This is a genomic window from Odoribacter sp. AF15-53 (genome assembly GCF_003479425.1).
GTDB lineage: Bacteria > Bacteroidota > Bacteroidia > Bacteroidales > Marinifilaceae > Butyricimonas.
This window is the reverse complement of record NZ_QUHC01000005.1, coordinates 224,167-240,392: the sequence shown is the minus strand read 5'-3', so window position 1 is coordinate 240,392 and position 16,226 is coordinate 224,167. Positions and strand designations below refer to the sequence as shown.

Annotated in this window: 15 protein-coding genes and 2 riboswitches; of the genes, 12 read left to right on the top strand and 3 right to left on the bottom strand. The window is 44.1% G+C overall.

Going from position 1 to position 16,226, the window contains the following annotated elements; translation table 11 throughout:
* The first annotated feature begins 20 nt into the window (after positions 1-20).
* The 7 genes from DWW52_RS12535 (at position 21) to DWW52_RS12505 (ending at position 5,304) form a co-directional block, all read left to right on the top strand.
* A complete protein-coding gene (locus tag DWW52_RS12535) occupies positions 21-1,169 on the top strand; it encodes a TlpA disulfide reductase family protein (RefSeq protein ID WP_118715854.1) in 1,149 nt (382 codons plus the stop codon).
* Positions 1,170-1,420: 251 nt separating this feature from the next.
* The gene (locus DWW52_RS12530) at positions 1,421-2,305 is read left to right on the top strand and encodes a M48 family metallopeptidase (RefSeq protein ID WP_118715853.1); all 885 of its coding nucleotides are present in this window, start codon (positions 1,421-1,423) and stop codon (positions 2,303-2,305) included.
* A 42-nt stretch (positions 2,306-2,347) separates the two neighbouring features.
* Positions 2,348-2,710 (top strand): YkvA family protein, encoded by a 363-nt coding sequence (locus DWW52_RS12525; RefSeq protein WP_118715852.1) that lies wholly within the window; start codon positions 2,348-2,350, stop codon positions 2,708-2,710.
* 14 nt (positions 2,711-2,724) lie between these two features.
* Positions 2,725-3,234, top strand: a complete 510-nt coding sequence (locus DWW52_RS12520; protein ID WP_118715851.1) for a hypothetical protein — start codon at positions 2,725-2,727, stop codon at positions 3,232-3,234.
* Between the two features lie 16 nt (positions 3,235-3,250).
* Positions 3,251-3,865 carry a hypothetical protein gene (locus DWW52_RS12515; RefSeq protein ID WP_118715850.1) on the top strand — a complete coding sequence of 205 codons (615 nt, stop codon included), beginning with the start codon at positions 3,251-3,253 and terminating at the stop codon, positions 3,863-3,865.
* Positions 3,866-3,887: 22 nt separating this feature from the next.
* Positions 3,888-4,949: a WG repeat-containing protein gene (locus DWW52_RS12510; protein ID WP_118715849.1), complete on the top strand. Its 1,062-nt coding sequence runs from the start codon at positions 3,888-3,890 to the stop codon at positions 4,947-4,949.
* Positions 4,950-4,959: 10 nt separating this feature from the next.
* Positions 4,960-5,304 (top strand): hypothetical protein, encoded by a 345-nt coding sequence (locus tag DWW52_RS12505; RefSeq protein ID WP_018338683.1) that lies wholly within the window; start codon positions 4,960-4,962, stop codon positions 5,302-5,304.
* On the opposite strand, the gene DWW52_RS12500 is transcribed toward DWW52_RS12505, so the two are convergent.
* Entirely contained in the window at positions 5,276-5,671 is a 396-nt protein-coding gene (locus tag DWW52_RS12500) for an MmcQ/YjbR family DNA-binding protein (protein WP_118715962.1), read from the bottom strand. The two genes, DWW52_RS12505 and DWW52_RS12500, sit on opposite strands and share 29 nt — an antisense overlap.
* Positions 5,672-5,984: 313 nt before the next feature.
* Positions 5,985-6,166, top strand: a riboswitch (cobalamin riboswitch).
* A 99-nt stretch (positions 6,167-6,265) separates the two neighbouring features.
* On the opposite strand from DWW52_RS12500, the gene DWW52_RS12495 reads away from it, so the two are divergent.
* The 5 genes from DWW52_RS12495 to DWW52_RS12475 all read left to right on the top strand — a co-directional run bounded on the left by DWW52_RS12495 (position 6,266) and on the right by DWW52_RS12475 (position 13,488).
* A complete protein-coding gene (locus DWW52_RS12495; RefSeq protein WP_118715848.1) occupies positions 6,266-8,410 on the top strand; it encodes a ribonucleoside triphosphate reductase in 2,145 nt (714 codons plus the stop codon).
* Positions 8,401-9,075 (top strand): anaerobic ribonucleoside-triphosphate reductase activating protein, encoded by a 675-nt coding sequence (locus DWW52_RS12490; RefSeq protein ID WP_158582587.1) that lies wholly within the window; start codon positions 8,401-8,403, stop codon positions 9,073-9,075. The genes DWW52_RS12495 and DWW52_RS12490 overlap by 10 nt, the downstream gene beginning before the upstream one ends.
* 131 nt (positions 9,076-9,206) lie before the next feature.
* A riboswitch (cobalamin riboswitch) is annotated at positions 9,207-9,402 on the top strand.
* A 106-nt stretch (positions 9,403-9,508) separates the two neighbouring features.
* Positions 9,509-10,654: a YncE family protein gene (locus tag DWW52_RS12485; RefSeq protein ID WP_148315367.1), complete on the top strand. Its 1,146-nt coding sequence runs from the start codon at positions 9,509-9,511 to the stop codon at positions 10,652-10,654.
* Between the two features lie 53 nt (positions 10,655-10,707).
* Positions 10,708-12,669, top strand: a complete 1,962-nt coding sequence (locus DWW52_RS12480) for a TonB-dependent siderophore receptor (protein ID WP_118715845.1) — start codon at positions 10,708-10,710, stop codon at positions 12,667-12,669.
* A gap of 12 nt (positions 12,670-12,681) precedes the next feature.
* On the top strand, positions 12,682-13,488 hold the full coding sequence (locus tag DWW52_RS12475) for an ABC transporter substrate-binding protein (RefSeq protein ID WP_118715844.1): 807 nt from the start codon (positions 12,682-12,684) through the stop codon (positions 13,486-13,488).
* 85 nt (positions 13,489-13,573) lie between these two features.
* Here the strand turns inward: DWW52_RS12475 and DWW52_RS12470 are convergent, their stop codons facing one another.
* Both DWW52_RS12470 and DWW52_RS12465 read right to left on the bottom strand, forming a co-directional pair.
* Positions 13,574-14,242, bottom strand: coding sequence for a TrkA family potassium uptake protein (locus tag DWW52_RS12470; RefSeq protein WP_118715843.1), 669 nt, complete (start codon positions 14,240-14,242; stop codon positions 13,574-13,576).
* A gap of 155 nt (positions 14,243-14,397) precedes the next feature.
* On the bottom strand, positions 14,398-16,212 hold the full coding sequence (locus DWW52_RS12465; RefSeq protein WP_118715842.1) for a TrkH family potassium uptake protein: 1,815 nt from the start codon (positions 16,210-16,212) through the stop codon (positions 14,398-14,400).
* Between the last annotated feature and the right edge of the window lie 14 nt (positions 16,213-16,226).

Here is a 16,226-nt window from a genome sequence, read left to right as displayed (position 1 = left end):
TATTAAAAATAAATGATAAAATGAAAAAGTTGACATTTATAATATATTGCACCTTGTGGTTAAGTTGTTGTATCGCATGTTCCGCAAAGGAAGATAAAAATACGTTCGTATTCAAAGGACGAATCGGAGGCATGGGCAGGCAGATGCACCTCGTGTATGTTGATTCGAGCGGAAAGTATGCACATTGCAATATCGCTTTGGAGAATGAACAATTTCATGTTGAATTCAAATTACCAGAACCACAAGTGGTAGAGGTTAATTGCAGACGTTTAATGAAAATGGTCGGAAACGGTTTTGTTCCTTGTAATTCCGGTAGTTTACTGTTCGTGGCGATACCGGGACAGACGTTAGAAGTGAATGGAGATTTAAAGAAGGATTTCGTAGATCTTTATCCCGGCGGAGATGCGGAGAACGACATTTTCCGGGAATACACATCACAGATGCATCCCATAGAGAATGAAAGTGTGAATCTGATGATTACGAACTGGACTGACTCAACCCTGACTACAGAAGAAAAAGCAGCTAATTTGCAGAAAATGGAAAGGCTCGAAAATGAAATGCAACGTATCCGCATGGATTTCCTTCAAAAATACGTTTCATCGGTAGGTGGTTTATGGTTATTGGAAGACATGTTGCAACGCACTCAATTGACAATGGAGGAGGCAGAACGCTTTTTCAGTATCGCAGATAAAAAATACGAGAAATTGACATACTACAAAAATATCGCTACCCGTATACAAGGAGCAAAAGCCACGGAGGTTGGTCAATTAGTACCTACTATTAAAACTTCCCGAACATACGACGGTAAACCTTTTGATTTGGCAGAATACAAGGGGAAGTATGTTTTGATAGATTTTTGGGGAACTTGGTGTGGTGCTTGTATTTCCGGAATGCCACAGATGAAAAAGTTTGCAGAAAAGCATGCGGATAAATTAGTATTATTAGGTATAGCCAAGGATAATAGAGAAACTTGGGAAGAGTATTTATCTAAATCGGAGTGGAATTGGAAACAAATTGTCGCTGGAGAAGGCGAGGAAGATTATGTTGTACGTTTTAACGTGCAAGGTTTTCCAACTAAAATTTTGATAGGCCCCGATGGCAAGATATTGAAGCGTACGGTCGGGGAAGACCCCGCTTTTTACGAGGAATTGGAACACCTCATGAAATAAGCGAACTTGTATCGCAGGCTTGCATTCAAAAAGAAATCGTCATAAACAACATTTTATGGCGATTTCTTTTTTATTTCGATGGTAGTAGTTTTTATAATCTATAACGTAGTAGTACAAGGTTGAATAAAAGTGTTATATCGTTGGCATAATCGGAAAGGCTGAAGATTACTGCTTTTTTCTCGTTTCATTTCAGAGATTTTCTTCGAGGATGCCTCTATTGTATTTAGAAAGCGAATAATAATACAAATAACATGAACGATTTTGTAAATACATTTGTACACCCGGAAGATGCCGCTGCCCTTAAATTGATGAAATCAATTCCCGGCTTTGATCTGGTGGTGAAGAAGGTTCTCGACCTGAGCTACGAAACTCTCTTGTACGGGATCAACATGGCCTCGAAAATCAGGCTCTCGGAAAAGCAAATGCCCAAGTTATATTATCGCCTTGTCATCATATGCAAACGACTGGGCATTGATGTTCCCGAGTTCTACCTCGAAATGAATCCCTATCCCAACGCCTACACATTCGGAGATACCCGGATATTTCTGGTTATCACCTCCGGCTTGCTTCAATACCTCAAAGAAGATGAGGTCGATTCCGTGTTAGCCCACGAATGCGGACACATCCTATGCCGTCACGTGCTATATACCACGATGGCCGACCTGCTGAAAACAGGCGGGGATGCCTTGGGACTTCTCGGACCTTTCCTAGTCCCGCTTCAATACGCCATGCTATACTGGTCACGCAAGAGCGAGCTATCGGCAGACCGCGTGGGAGCGATTATCAGCGGCAAGGATACGATCGTGAAAACTCAATTGCGACTGGCCGGCGGACCGGAAGAGGTTACCGGCGAGGTTAACGTGGAAGAGTGGGCGAAACAGGCCGACAGTTACGAGGAAATTCGGGACGGGAAGACATGGGACAAATTCCTCCAGATCGTGGCAACCGCAAATCTTGATCACCCGTTCGCCGCCGTCCGGGTGAGAGAAATCATGAAATGGTGTGACACTCCCGATTTTCAGGATGCCCGAAAATATATTCACGAACATTATGCGATCAAAAATCGCTGTCCCCGTTGCGGGGCCAAAGTCGAGGAAAACTGGACCCATTGTATCTATTGCAACACGAAACTTTAAACGCTCTTGTTTCATAAGTTCTAATCCAATAAATCATTTATCATGAAAAAAGAAAAGACAATCAAGCATTCCTCCCTCCGGGAGAAACTGTTAGAATATTCGAGAAAAGTGGGAAGGGCAAGCGCTCGCCCGGTACTACTCATGTACCAAGTCATGAAAAGTCCGAAAACCCCGAAGGGCGACAAACTTCTGATCTTTGCCGCGCTCTCCTACCTGTTACTACCCATGGACATTATCCCAGTAAAACGGTTGCCCCTTCTCGGCTGGTTCGACGAGATATTCTCGCTAACCGTAGTTTACCAAAAAGTCTGCAAGTATATCACCCCGAAAATAGAATACAAGGTTAATTGTACCCTGGACAAGTGGTTCCCGGAATACTCCAAATACGAGGTATTAACCCAATAACAAAGAACACCCGCATGAACAGAGAATTACGATATGCTTTACAGGGGACAGCCCGACACACGATCTTCGAGGGTGAAACATGGGTCAGCGATCTATTGGCCGACCTCACGGAAGAAAACGCGCGACACCAGATCTCCCAAAGATTTGACGACCGTTTTTCATACACATGGTTCGGGATTTTGTTCCAGCGAGGCCGAGCAAGCTGGGCCGAGAAATACGGGCTATTGTCGTTATTCAACAAGGGAAGTCACTTCATGTACATGCCGATTCACAAGAAACAATTCCGAGATCCCATCTGGGATAACTATCTGCCGGAACGTCTGAAAATGCTAAAGAAAGGGCATGTTCTGGCAGAACTCTCCTGGATTTCGGAAGACGAGATCGAACTCAACAAATGCATCCGAAAATATACCGATTGCGACAACGAGGAGTACGATGAACTGGAAATCCGGATGAAAGGATTTTATAACAGGCACGGTCATTTGAAAGCCCCGTTTACTATTGAAAAAGTTGAAATATATTAAATTAAAATACAAGACCATGAAATATTACGAAGTATGGAGACAGGACACATTTGCCGGAGAAGACTACTTTTGCGGGCGGTATCTTACCCGTCAGGAAGCTGTTGAAGCACTCCTGCAAAAAGAGAAAGAAGTCGAGAAAACACAAGACGAAGAAATACGAGATACATATTCCATTATCGTCATTACCGAAAACGAAATCGAAGAACGGGAAAAAGAACAAAACCGGATTAATATCGAGAAAGCAGCCGAAGCGTCCTTCAACGTAAAACACTTGACCCTCCACATTCGCGAACTTTTAAGGCTATTCAAGAACGCATGGGAAAAAACCGATCCAATATTATTAAGAAAAAACGAAGAAGAAAACAAGTTAATCCAAGAAGTAACATGCAATAATGAAGAAGATTGTTTCTCTCAAATAGGATTCAGCACATTTCACAGCAACGGGTGGCTCATCGTCAGCATTAATGTCACGGTACGAAGCGGAAAATATTTCCACGGAGGCCGCATCACGTCCAACCACGTGTTTATAAACTCCCGACGGGCTATGTTGGAATGGGCCGATACGAAGGAAGCCCTGGACGATTGCACGAACAAGATAAAAGAATTAATAAAAACTTTTTACAAAGACTAGTCTGAATAAAAAAAAGAAAGCTATGAAAAGATTGAAAAACATGACCATATTCTGGAAAATCATTGCCGGGAGCCTAACCGCTTGTATTTTGATTTTCACGCTGGCATTCTGCTATTTTTTCTACGAGAAAGAAATAAAAGATGACTTGTTTTATACATCCGAGTATTATGATACACAAATATCAAGGCATATATGGTACCACAAAAGCAGTTATGACGGCAAGGGATATATTTTCAACTGTGAAACCGGGAAGAAAACATTGAAAGATGTTAGCTGGATTACCCTCTCGGAAGAAGGAGATCCTCTTGCTGTCTTCTCCACGGGAGAGAAAAGAGGATATTTCAATATCCACACCGGGAAAGTATCCTTACCCGCCCAGTATTCCAAAGCCTGGATATTCTCGGAAGGTGTTGCAGCCGTGTCAACGAATGACAGCCTATTTTTTATAGACCACACGGGAGAGAAAATATTCGAGCATGGTTTCATCCTCCCGCAAGAAACAAGGGATTACTGTTTCCACAACGGTTATTGCCTGTTGGCAAACGAGAAAGGACAAATGGGATTGATTGACAAAAGCGGTAATTGGGCTCTTGCCCCGGAATACGATAACCTAGTACGTGAAGGACGCAATTACTGGTCCGCTTGCAAGGATGGACGCTGGGGTGTTTACTCCGATTCTCTGGTAGAGATTCTCGCTTGTGAATATGAAATGGTCACCGTGTCGGAAGACCGCGGGATTTACATCTCCCAAAGCGATCACATCCAAAAACGTTGCGACTACGACGGTACGATCCTCGACGATTTTATTTGCGGAAGTATCTATCAACTCAGTTACGACACGGGAATATACAACGAAAACGGAGAGACCATGATGGCCATGGCTCAATGCTGGATGTACGCGGTGGAAACCGGATATTACGGATTAATAAGTCCCGAGGGTAAACTCATCACCCCTCCTCGCTATAAAAACATCGAGGCTCTTGGCAAAGATATTTATCTCTGTTCATACGATTATAACGGAATATTCAGCCTTCTCCTTGACAGCAAGGGAAATATTATTCATCCACAATCGAGCAACCATTAACCGGAACATGATGAAATTCAAAATTCATAAAGCGACAATCTACCAAGATGCTTTCGACAAAGAAATCGGAACCTGTATCACCGTATATATCGAAAACGGGATTCTCTCGATCATTCAAGTCGATTGGGGCGGCATTACCCACGAATACTCCCGCGACGGCGAGGTCGAAAGCTTCCTGTTCTTCGATCTACCGAACATGAAGAAACTCGCCGGGACCTTACATGTCAAAGGAGATGAAATGCTGGTAAAGAAAATCGCAGAACATTTCGGACGACACAAGAGTTTTGCCAAGCACGAGATCCAAAAATACTGCGACAAACGGGAAATCATGTATAAAACTCACGTGTATTACTAGCGGATAGTTTCTCCCGTTCTTTCTTGGTAAGGCCGTTGACTACAATATCGTAAGATTTTTTCACAAGTTCCCGGATCTTGTTATCCGGGACATCCTGGTTGAAATGGACGCTAATCCAATATTTCTTGTTCATGTGCCAGCCGGGGGTTATCCCGACGTACCGGGCCCGTAATTCTACCGATTCGTCGGGATCACACTTGATACAACAAAAATCGAACACCTCGATATTCACGAAGCAAAACCATTTGTCCGACACGTAGAAACATAACACATCACGGCTATATTTATCCGCAACATTCGGAAAAGGCATTTTCTCGTACACGCCCTCCAGCGAAAGGCAATATTCTCTGAATTCTTCGATATTCATTTTATCTGACTTTTTTCCGATACCGGTTTTACCCGCGCCCAAATATAAAGAATAAAAAGGATATAATAATCTCCCTGCCACGAGTAAAATAAATCCTAAACTCATTATTGGCAGAGAATATTCATCTTCAGAAAATTTATTCACACCAAACCCAACAAAATCACCCAAAACAAAACACAACAAACAAAATACAATATAGAAAGTTTTCAAAATAAAACACACAACATACTAACAATAAATACATTGCTATTTTAATTACATCAACAAAATTATTTATTTCAAAAATCGCTATCATTATATAATTATTTTATCATACCTTTGTCATGCATTCGGTTCACCCCGGTGACGAACAGGGAAGCAGGTGAAAATCCCGCACTATACCCGTAGCTGTAAGTTCTATTTTAACGCTTGAATCAGGAATCCACTGTCTAGTGATGGGAAGGAGATTCAAGACGAGAACAAGTCAGAAGACCTGCCGATTGCAACTATAATTTTAAAGCTTTCGGGTCAAAAGCAAGAAAACAGAGTCGAGATCGAGCGATCTTTCTTCGTGTCTTTTTTCCCGGAATAATGTTAACCACAAAAAACTGAAACATGGAAAAATCAAACACGTTTTCAAAGATCGTGAAACGCAACGGGGAAATTTGCGATTTCAAAGCAGAAAAAATCGAACAGGCTATCTTCAAAGCGACACGAGCAACGGGTCAACCGGATCGCAAAACAGCACACGCTTTATGTACCAAAGTAGTTGAGATTCTCTCTTTCAACACCCCTGAGAATCAACTCCCGCACGTGGAACAGGTGCAAGATACCGTGGAATTGGTTCTTTTTCAACACGGTGACCTGCGATTGATGAAAACGTACCTACTCTACCGCAAACAACATGAACAAATTCGAAACTCAAAAACCCTGCTAACAAATATAGAGGTGATCGACAATTACCTGAGCCTAAGTGACTGGCGGGTAAAAGAGAGCGCCAACTCATCCTATTCCTTACAAGGATTGAATCAACACATCGCAACACAAATCACCTCCAATTACTGGTTAAGCCAGCTTTACCCGGAACGCATTTCCGAAGCACACAAAAGCGGGGCGTTACACATACACGACCTAGGATTCCTCAGCGTGTACTGCGTTGGCTGGGATTTGAAAGACTTACTAACCGTCGGGTTCCGGGGAGTGGAAGGGAAAGCACAAAGTAGTCCGGCCAAACATCTTCGCACAGCCCTCGGGCAGATCGTGAATTTCTTTTACACCATGCAAGGCGAGGCTGCCGGGGCTCAGGCGTTTTCCAATTTTGACACGTTTCTTGCCCCGTACATCCGATATGACAACCTGGACTACAAGCAAGTGAAACAATGCTTGCAGGAGTTCCTGTTCAACCTGAACGTCCCAACCCGCGTGGGCTTCCAAACCCCATTCACCAATATCACGATGGACCTGACGGTCCCGGACTTTCTAAAAAACGAGCATATCGTACACGGGGGAGAGATCAAGGAGGAGGTGTACGGGGATTTCCAAGCCGAAATGACCACGTTGAACAAAGCCTTCGCGGAGGTCATGAGCGAGGGAGACGCTTCCGGCAGCCTGTTCTCGTTCCCGATCCCGACGTATAACATCACGCCGGATTTCGACTGGGAAAATCCAGAGTACGAGGGTATCTGGGAAATGACAGCCAAGTACGGAATCCCTTATTTCTCCAATTTTGTCAACTCGGACATGAAACCGGACGACGTGCGAAGCATGTGCTGCCGTCTCCGCCTGGATAAACGGGAATTGATGAAACGAGGCGGGGGGTTATTTGCCGCCAACCCGCTGACAGGTTCCGTGGGTGTGGTCACGATCAACCTGCCCCGGTTGGGTTATGAAGCCAAATCGGAAGAGAATTTCTTCCAACGCCTGCAACACCTGATGGAGATCGGGAAAGAGAGCCTAGAGATCAAACGGAAAGTAATCGAACGATACACGGAAAAAGGGCTCTATCCCTATTCCAAATATTACCTGCGATACATCCGCGAGCGCAATGGTTGCTACTGGAAAAATCACTTCTCAACCATCGGGATTACCGGGATGAACGAATGTTGCATGAACTTCCTGGGTGTCCCCATATCTCACCCCGACGGAGCCGAGTTCGCACAGAAGGTGATGCACTTCATGCGAGAGGTGCTGACTCAATTCCAGGATGAGACCGGGAACATTTACAACCTCGAAGCAACTCCGGCAGAAAGTACCTCCTACCGTTTCGCACTGCTCGACACGGCCGAGTACCCGGATATCATCGTTGCCAATCACGAACAATACAAGAAAGGAGCGCAACCTTATTACACCAACTCAACTCACCTGCCAGTGAACTTCACAGACGATCTGTACGAAGCCCTAGACCAGCAAGACAAATTGCAAACCCTGTACACGGGAGGAACCGTGTTCCACGTTTTCACGGGAGAACGCAGGACTTCCGCCACGTCAGCAAAGAACATGATTCGCAAGGTGACGGCCAATTTCCGCCTGCCCTATATCACCCTCTCCCCCTCGTTCAGTATATGCCCGTCACACGGGTACATCGCCGGGGAACATTTCTCCTGTCCGAAATGCGGGGCGAAATCGGAGGTTTACAGCCGTATCGTGGGATACATGCGTCCCGTGAGTCAATGGAACAACGGGAAGAGAGCCGAGTTCGACGACAGGAAGTTGTTCGACAAAAGAGTACAGGAAGAAGAAGTTTGTTTATCATGCGAATAGGGGGATTCATCAAGCAAAGCCTGATTGACTGGGAAGGCAAAGTCACCTCGGTCATTTTCACGAAAGGCTGCAATTTCCGTTGCGGGTATTGCCACAATCCTTATCTCGTTCTGCCGGAATTAATCCGGCAGACACGAGACATGGAAGAGGTGGAGATTTTAAATTTCCTCTCCAAACGTAGACATTGGCTCGACGGGGTAGTCATTTCGGGCGGAGAACCGACCCTGCAAAAAGATTTACCCGATTTTACCCGCCGGATAAAAGAATTCGGCCTACCCGTCAAGCTCGACACGAATGGGTCGAACCCGGATATCCTGAAACAATTAATCCGAGACCGGAGCATTGACTGTATCGCCATGGACATCAAGTCCGTCCTCTCACCGCCTTGCTACCAGAAGGTCAATTACACGACAAACGCATCGTTACTGGAAAAGATAAAGCAATCTATACAGATCATCAAGCATTCGGGACTGGAGTATCAATTCCGGACTACCGTTATCCCACAAGTTCAAACACCCGAAGAAATAGAAAACCTAAAAGAACAATTCGCGGATTCTTGTTATATCATACAGGAATTCAGAGATGGCGATATTCTGGATAACCATTTGTTGATCAACACTTACCACGCCGGAGTAAGCCCCCAAGAAAACGATTGTCATAAATGATGTATTTTAGCGTGAAAGGATATTATCCACACAATTAAAATATTAATATTTAAGCACATAACCACAAAGCGATTTATCTATAAGTTTTTGTACCCTCTTTGAAAAGTATTATCTTTGCGCTGAATTTTGGAGCAAAAGAGGGAGTTTAATGTCGACTTTTCAGACATCCTCTTGATAGGGAATCCGGTGTGAAACCGGAGCTGTACCCGCAGCTGTAATCTCTCATCCAATTATCCGGTACCGTTATGCCACTGTTCTTTCAAGAATGGGAAGGCCCTCCGGATAACAGAGAAAGCCAGAAAACCTGCCAAACTTCACTTTGTTCAACGTTTCGGGGTGTAAACAATGAATTGTTCCATATCGGGCACACGCCCAAAAGAAACAGCATTCATCGTTTTCCATCCTTAATTTTAATATCGCAACAACTAAAATGATGAAAAAAATTCTATTCTTATTGCTGTTTGTAGCCGCCTTCATGGCTTGTTCGGATGATGACAATACTCCACAACCGGAACCGGGTAAAAAAGCAAAAATGATCGTGGTGAATGAAGGACTAATGGGCAAAGGTCTCGGTTCAATATCTGTCATCTACGATGACGGTAGCTCCGTTTACGATATCTTCCGGGATGTAAACAACAACCGTCCTCTCGGTGATGTCGCTCAATCTATTTCTTATATCAATGGAAATTATTTTGTTCCCTTGAATAACTCGAACAAAATAGAGGTTATTGACCCGGAAACATTTAAATCCGTGACCACGATTAAAGCTGATCCCGGTTCTCCTCGTTACATTCAAGCTATCAACGAAACAGAAGCCGTTGCTTCTGATTTAAATAACCAGCTCATTAAATTCAATACCCAAACATTCGAAATTATAGAAGCTATTGCAATCCCAACTTCTATCGAACACATGGCGACCATTAATAATAAATTATTCGGTCAAGCCAAAGGTAAGATTGTCGTATTTGATATTAACAATATCAAAGCAACAGGTATGCGCACGATAGAAGGTATTGACAACGTGGCAAACACGACAAACCTGATAGTAGATAAAAACGGGATGTTATGGGCTTATGGTAGTGAAACAGACAAAGTGACTCTACATTGTATTAATCCGACAACCGAGGAACTTTTGAATAGTTACGAAATTCCATTTACACCAAGTGATGCCGAAGATTTTGGCGAAGGATCTATCATAGGTGCACCTTTTAGCTGGGGCACGGACCTAAATCGCATGGATACCGATCGTACAAAAGAGAAACTTTATTTCTGCCTGAAAACATGTAAGGCCATCGCTTGGGACGGGGTTAAAGAGCAAATGGTAGTATATTCGTTTGACATCAACACACATGAATATACGCCCTACCGGACTCTCCTCGGACTAAACGAAATGTACGGGATGGGTATTTCGCCTGATGGAGACGTATTCCTATGTGATTGCCTCGATTACACGGCTCAACGCGGCTATCTTCGTGAGTTCAAAGCAGACGGAACAGTTGTCAGCACATATGTCGGCGTGTATCCGACGATGATTTATTTCACGGAATACAACACTCCCGTAACAAGTACACAAAAATAAACATCAAATAATCGGGTATTAGGCATCAACTTAATACCCGAATACTCAACACCATGTATCACTTAATCGGGTTCTTATTACTTTCTCTCGCATCCATCATTTCATTCGGTCAACAAACCGACAGTATTGCCATGTACGGGAAATTAGATAGCGTGCTTGTTCAAGAGAAAAAAACAAGCAAAATGAAAGATGCTAATGTCGGGGCCCGACTCAGTACCATTGAAATCGCTACCTTGAACGCCAATAAAACTAAATCATTGGCGGAATTACTAGCAGACAACTCTGTCATATATATCAAAAGTCTTGGACAAGGAGCCCTTGCCACGGCATCCTTCCGAGGAACAGCCCCTGCCCATACCCGGGTTAATTGGAATGAAATCAATATAAACCCTCCCATGTCCAGCACGTTCGATTTTTCCCAGATTCCAGTCTTTTTTATCGATAACGCAGAACTATCATACGGGGGAGGACAATTAAAAAATGGAACCGGGGGGCTCGGTGGCAGCATCAATTTAAACAACCTGCCGAACTGGCAAAAAACACGTCAGATATCTGTTTTCACGGAATACGGTTCGTATTCCACGTACACGGTTGGAGCTTCTGCCCGATTTAGTTCCAACAAATCACAATATCAGACAAGAGTTTATTTCCAACAATCGGATAACGATTACACATATATCAACAAAGTGTTAATGAAAAATCCTTTCCGGGAAAAGAGAAAAGAAGCCAAATATAAACAAGTCGGCTTGATGCAAGAAGCCTATTTCAATTTATCGCCATACACGACACTATCATCCAACGTATGGCTTCAATTCGGAGATCACCAACTTCCTCAGCCAATCATGGTAAATATCAATCAACATGAGCGACAGAAGGAGCTTGCTTTAAAGGGATACATGGGTGTAGATTACACGAAAAGAGCTCACAAGTTATACATTAAAGGAGCTTACCTACTCAATACGCTCCGATATAAATCGCAACACGATAATTACCAAGTCGCAGATAAAAAAAACACGAACCACACGAACACATATCATTTTAGTACTGATTACTATTATGACGCATGTCCCGGCCTGATACTAAACACCTCGCTTTCGTACACGCACGACCGCATCAAGTCGGAAGCATATCAATCACAAACGGATACTTCTAATCTCCGGACCCGCAATATACTAACCTGGCAAGGGAACGCCAGATGGAACGCCACGTCATGGCTTTTACTGAACGGGCAATACATGGCAGAACTCAATGACAACCGATTCGTATCGACGTACTCGATCGGGTTCCTCGCACAGATTGCACCAACCCTACATTTTAAAGGAAGCATGGCGTATAACTACCATTTCCCAAACATGAACGACCTTTACTGGGAACCGGGAGGAAATCCAGATTTGAAACCAGAGAAAGGGTATTCTTACGACATTCTTTTCTCTTATACCCCGAGTATCGGTAAATACTTCTCGCTAAAAACAGAAATCTCGGCATACCTGATCAATCTCGACGACTGGATTCTATGGCTTCCTTCCTCGGAAGGACGTTTTTACTGGTCTCCACAAAACAAACAAAACGTACGTTCATACGGATCGGAATTATATGTCAAGGGAGAATACACGAGAAAGAAGTTTTCTGGCAACATAGCGATCAATTATTCCTACTCCCCAGCCATTAACCGGGAAAGAGCTTTCGCCGAAGACGCCAGCTACCATTGCCAGTTACCTTATATTCCCAAACACAAAGGAAACGTACGGTTTGCCTTAGATTATAACAAGAAATGGAGTTTCACGTACCAAGTTACCTACACGGGTTTACGTTACACCACGGCAGACGAATCGTATCACACCAACGATTACACCCTGCATAATACAAGTTTGAGTTATCATCTTCTTATCGGTAAACGATACGAGGCTACCGCTCAATTACAAGTTGATAATCTTTTTGATGCCTATTACGAGTCAACACAATATTATCCCATGCCCCTAAGAAATTTCCGGGCATCGATTCTATTTACCTTTTAAAAAACAATACTCATGTATAAATTTCTTTTTTTGCCCATATTATTCCACCTCTTCGCTTTCACGGGAAAAGCACAAGAAAGTAAACGTATCGTGTCGCTAGCCCCATCGATCACGCAGAACCTATATTTAATCGAAGCCCAGGGACAGATTGTCGGGTGTACCCGGTTCTGTTTGACGGAAGCGAAAGACTCGATTCCCGTAGTGGCGGATGCCGTGAACGTGAACATGGAGAAAATTGTCGCACTAAGACCGGACATCGTGATCACCTCCGGGTTAACTCCCCCGAAAGTGTTAGACGGACTCGAACGTATGGGAATCAAAACCCTTCGCATCGGCCAACCTAAGAATTTCAACGAAATATGCGAACAATTGATAATCCTGAGTGAAATTTCAGGAAAGAAGGAATTGGCAGAAACGATCGTGCGGGAGAGTAAAACCCGTCTTGCCACCATACAAAAAAATATTCCCTCCGGGAAACACCCGAAGATATTCATGGAGATCGGAGCCAACCCTTTGTACACGGCACTTCCCGGTACATTTATGCACGACTATATCCAACAAATAGGAGGCCTCAACATCGCCCAGGAGCTTGACAATGCTTCTGTCTCGAAAGAATACGTGTTGCTTCAAAACCCGGAAGTGATCTTCATCGTGGGTATGGGTATCGCCGGGGAAGAAGAAAAGACCCACTGGCAAGAAATCAAAAGCCTTAAAGCCGTCAAGGATAATAAGATATTTACCCTTGATGATTATATTTGTAGCCCCACCCCCGTCACTTTCGTGAAGACGGTGGAGGAACTAATTCAAATGGTCTATTAAAACTCGATACTCAATTTCACTTTACCCCCCCAACCCCTTTTCAACAATTTCGAAAAGGGGCTTGAAGGTGATATTGTTCGCGTCATTAAGCAATCCGCACTCCCAGTTTGCGGAAGTTTTTCGGTTGTCCGAAAAGCACTAACACGTCTTTTTCCATGAAAACGAGATCGGCGGCAGGGTTATCCAATACCAGCGTTTTATTGGCCTTGGGGACGAAACGTTTTAAGGCCACGAGTTTCAGCCCGAATTCCTCCTCGAAATTAGCATCCACCAGTTTTCTCCCAATGAAGGCAGTATGCACCTCCCACTCGATCACCAAATGATCGTCATCCACCACGTAAGAATCGACCGTTGTGCCCAACTCAACTTTCGTGGCAAAAAAGTCGGCGTATTCCCATTCGGGATTAATCACCTCGGTAATCCCCATGGATTGCAATATCACCTTGTGTACAGGGGAAATAGAACGAGCCACTATTCGCTTTACCCCCAACTGTTTCAACAGGGCGACCACCAATAAGGAGGTCCCGAAATCTTTCCCGAACACGACAAACACGACATCCACTTCTGTCAACGGGAGAGTCTGTAACGCCTGTTCATTCCTCACGTCCAGGGCCACGGTATTTGTTATCGCATCCTTGTACAAATTTATCTTGCTAATATCCGAATCCACGCCCAATACCTCATTTCCCCGCTTCGTCAATCGCTGTGACAACGCCACCCCGAAATTACCTAATCCAAATACGATACACTTCATAATAATTGAAAATTGAGAATTGAAAATTGAAAATGAAAAGAGGCGCCCTTTTCAATACCAACTCCAATTCATTCGTTTATACTTTTTATATTTCATTCTCTTACAAATATTTCCAAATCTCCGGCAATAATACTTTTTCCTTCATCTTCAATTATCTAAAGTATTACCGTTTCATCCGGATAAGTATATAATTTCGCTTCTTGGCTATGTATGAAACAAGCCAGCAGGGTAATCAGACCGACACGTCCCACGAACATAGTCAGGCTCACAATGATTTTACTTGCCACGCATAGGGTTGGTGTCAGGTTCAGCGTGAGTCCTACCGTTCCCAAGGCTGACGTAATCTCGAATACTGCTTGCGTGATTGTCGCCTCCGGTTCCAGCAGGATAAGGGCAAACACGGCCAGAATCGTCCATAAAATGGAAAGCACGATGATCGCATGTGCCCGGTTCACGTTCTCCCGGGTCAATTGCCGACGGGCAATGATCACCCGATCCTGTCCTTTAAGAAGCGCCCAGATATTCTTCAGGGCAATCACGAAAGTCGTCACCTTGATACCACCACCGGTTGACATAGGCGCCGCCCCGATCCACATCAATACGATCGTCAGGAAAATGGTCGAGGTATGCAGGATAGACATATCCACGTTGTTGAATCCGGCCGTACGGGGAGTTACCGCACCCATGAAAGCCGTGGCAAATTTTCCGGTTACCGACATTCCTTCCAACGTGTTGTGATTCTCGAAAATCCAGAATAGTCCGGTTCCCACGACCAACAATACCAACGTGGCCGGCAAAACAATACGTGTTGTCGTACTCACGATTCGGGGTTGGTGTTCCACTTTATAACGCAATCCCAACAAGCATTTGATGTTATTCCGTATCCAATAATGGAAAAGCCGCACGTAATTAAACAAAATCGGGAAACCGATTCCTCCGAATATAATCAGGAAAGCCAGAATGACCTGCAAACCGTAGATATGCCTTATCAGCGGATCGTACAAGTTACCGGGTAATGTGGAGAATCCCGCATTACAAAACGCCGACACGCCGTGAAACAACGAGAAAAAGAACTTGTTGCCGATACCCGCCACATCCTGTATCTGCAAATACACGAGATACACACCTACCCCCTCGATGATAAACGTTGTCAGCACGATATACACGACGGTACGGAATATATCACTCAAAGAAGCCTCGTTCAATAAATTCTTCATCACGAACTGATCGTGAAAAGAAGTTCCACTGAGGAAGGACATGGCGAAAAAGCTGGTAAATGTCATCACCCCGATACCCCCGACCTGAATCAAAAACAACAGAATCACCAACCCTGTCGGCGTGAACGTGGCACTCGTGTCGACCACCGTTAACCCGGTCACACAAACCGCACTTGTCGAGGTAAAAAGCGCGTTGACAAAAGTGATCCCGTCATACGTGGCATTGGGCAGCATTAACAGTACCGCCCCCAACAAAATAATAAACAAGAAGCTCGTGGCAAAAAGCACTTCCGCTTTCACCCGGCTCCGTAATACCACGAATATCTGTTTCGACAACTGGATCACACTAAGCAGCAACACGATAATATAAGTCAGCCCCCGTTCCAACGAATGCCAGAAAGGATGTTGCGCCACGAAATCAGGGGCATCTATATAACTTGAAAAGAGGGTCATTCCCAACAACACGAGCAATACTAATACCTCTACCCAAAACCCTTTCTCCGCTCGCAACAGTTTAAAATTGAACAAAAATCGCAAAATTCCCAACATCAAGAACAATCGCAAAATCACCCGGTACGTGAAATACACCTCATGATGATAGCCTTCCGGCATCTCGAATCCAAAGCGGTAAATAATCAAGATCACCGCCAAAAAAGAGGCTAAAAACAAAAGCGCGTTACTCGCGATTTCCACGAGTTGCTTGACCGTGCGATATATTTGTTTTAACCGATATCGAACCTCCACTGAAAACATAGCACTACTTTTTT